Origin of the sequence: Janthinobacterium sp. UMAB-56 (assembly GCF_900095265.1) — a bacterium.
Lineage (GTDB): Bacteria > Pseudomonadota > Gammaproteobacteria > Burkholderiales > Burkholderiaceae_D > Janthinobacterium.
In genome coordinates this window covers 23,641-26,075 of the sequence record NZ_LT607662.1, presented here as the reverse complement: position 1 = coordinate 26,075, position 2,435 = coordinate 23,641, and the positions used below count along the sequence as shown (strand labels likewise).

At 65.9% G+C, this 2,435-nt stretch carries 3 protein-coding genes; 2 read left to right on the top strand and 1 reads right to left on the bottom strand.

What is annotated here, in order from left to right; all coding sequences use genetic code 11:
* Positions 1 to 357, top strand: a 357-nt coding sequence (locus K0F85_RS19625) for a LysR substrate-binding domain-containing protein (RefSeq protein ID WP_257572899.1), incomplete at its 5' end; no start/stop codon positions are given.
* Between the two features lie 109 nt (positions 358 to 466).
* Positions 467 to 1,081: a glutathione transferase GstA gene (gstA, locus tag K0F85_RS19620; RefSeq protein WP_219117627.1), complete on the top strand. Its 615-nt coding sequence runs from the start codon at positions 467 to 469 to the stop codon at positions 1,079 to 1,081.
* A gap of 63 nt (positions 1,082 to 1,144) precedes the next feature.
* Here the strand turns inward: gstA and K0F85_RS19615 are convergent.
* A partial coding sequence (locus K0F85_RS19615) for a SulP family inorganic anion transporter (RefSeq protein WP_257572898.1) occupies positions 1,145 to 2,435 on the bottom strand: 1,291 nt, incomplete at its 5' end.

Genomic DNA, 2,435 nt, shown 5'->3' with positions numbered 1-2,435 from the left:
CCCGCCACGCCGCAGGACTTGATGGCGCACAACTGCATCAATATGCGCCTGCCCACGCTGGGCGGCCTGTATGCCTGGGAGTTTGCCAAGGAGGGGCAGGAACTGAAGGTGCGGGTGGAAGGACAGATGATCTACAACAACATGGCCATGCGATTGCATTCGGCGCTCGATGGCCTGGGCGTGGCCTGCATGGCCGAAGATATCGTCCTGCCCTACCTGACCGATGGCCGTTTGATCCGCGTGCTGGACGACTGGTGCCCCACGTATGCGGGCTACAAGCTGTACTACCCGAGTCGGCGCCACCCCTCGCCCGCGTTTACCTTGCTGCTCGACACCTTGCGCTATCCCGGGGTTTGAGCCGGCGCAATCCTTCACCGGGCAGAAATAGTGAATTGCGCGAACACGCGTTTACCATGCGGCGGCGCGGGACTATAGTGGCTTCTTTCCCACCTGTTCAAGGATCGCCATGAAACTCTTTTACTCGCCGGGTGCCTGCTCGCAGGCACCGCACATCATCCTGCGCGAAACGGGCACGCCGTTCACCCTGGTCAAGGTCGACTTGGGCCAGCACCAGACGCAGGAAGGCGGCAATTACTATGAACTCAACCCGAAAGGCCAGGTGCCGCTGCTGGCGCTAGACGATGGCAGCACCTTGAGCGAAGGGCCCGTCATCGCCCAGTACATCGCCGAACAGGCGGGCAGGCAGGACTTGCTGCCGCCCGTGGGCAGCTTCGCCCGCTACAAGGTACTGGAATGGCAAAATTACATCACCTCCGAACTACACAAATCGTTCAGTCCCCTGTTCAATCCCCGTTACGACGCCGACATCAAGGCCTTATTCTTGGAGCAACTTGGCAAAAAATTCAAATGGGTGGACAGCCGCCTGGAAGGTCATGCCTACCTGACGGGCGACACCTTCACCGTGGCGGACGCCTATCTGTTCGCCGTAACGGGCTGGGCGCCGCGCGTGGGCATGGATCTGTCGCAACTGGCCCATCTGCAAGCCTTTCTGGGCAGCATGGCGCAGCGCGACAGCGTCAAGGCGGCGCTGGCAGCAGAAAGCCAGGCAAAATCCGCCTGACCTGCTGCAGTTGCGGTGCTCGCGCTTGTCATGCCGTCTCCCGGATGCAACGCCTGGCCGCCGCTACTTCGCAGGCGTGGCGTCGTCCAGCCGGCGCACGGCCTCGGCCACGCTCAATCCACTGAGCAGCAGCACCGGCCCCCCTTGGACGGTCAGCATGTCGCGCAGCGCCAGCTGCAGCACGCTGCACGCCGGCTCCTTCAGGCGCGCCAGCCCCAGGGCCAGCCCCTGCCGGCGCACAAACACGGCAAACTCGCGCAAGGCTTCGACGCTGCTGCCATCGAGGTCGGGCGACTCTTCCAGGCTGAGGATCACCTTGCGCAGCGGCCCCGCCCGCTCCTCCAGCATGGCACGCGCCAGGTGCAGGCTGCGCTCGGCATTGACAAAGAACAAGGGTTCATCGAGGCGCAGTATCAGCAGCTCCGGCTGCGCCCGGGCATCGCGATGCAGCGCCAGCTTCACATAGTCATGGCTGTCGCCCAGCCGTCCCAGCACGGACATACCGGGCCGCGACAGGCGGCGCAGCATCAGCAGCAGGCTGATGGCGATGGCCACCAGCAAGCCGTCGAGCACGCCGAACAGCAGCACGCCGGCAATCGCCGCCAGCACCAGCAGGCGGTCGCGGCGCCAGGCAAAATAGGGCTGCAAGGAAACAGGGTTCAGGGTATGGCTGACAGCGTGGATGACCACGGCGGCCAGCACGGGCACGGGCGTGAGCGCCACCAGCGGCAGCAGGGTCAGCACGATGACGCCCACCACGGCGGCGGCCACCAGACCCGCCAGGCGCGAGGTAGCGCCTGCCGCCTCGTTGGCCGACGTGGCAGAATAGCCGGCGCCCACGGGCATGGCTTGCAGCAATCCTGCCAGCACGTTCGCCGCGCCCAGCGCCAGCAAGTCGCGCTCGGGCGCCACGGCGTCGCCATGCTTCAAGGCGAAACTGCGGATGGCGCCATACGATTCGGCATACAGGATCAGCGCCAGCGCAAACGCCAGCTCGGCCAGGTGCGTCCATTCCTCCTGCGTCAGGCGCGGCAGGACGGGCATGGCCAGGCTGACATCGATGGCGCCCACCAGGGCCACGCCGTGGCCAGGCAAGTCCAGCCAGCGGCCCGCGCCTATGCCCAGCGCAATGACGATCAGCCCGGCGGGCCAGCGCTGCCGGCGCCGCAGCAGGAACAGCAACAGCAGCGCCGCCGCGCACAGGCCCGCGCCGCGCCCGTTCCACTGCCCTGCCCGCGCCAGCAAGCCAGGCACGAGATGGACGACGTCGCCGTCCGCCTGCACGCCCAGCACGCCAGGCAATTGCTTGAGGATGATGACGATGGCCAGGCCGAAGGAAAAGCCCCGCAATACC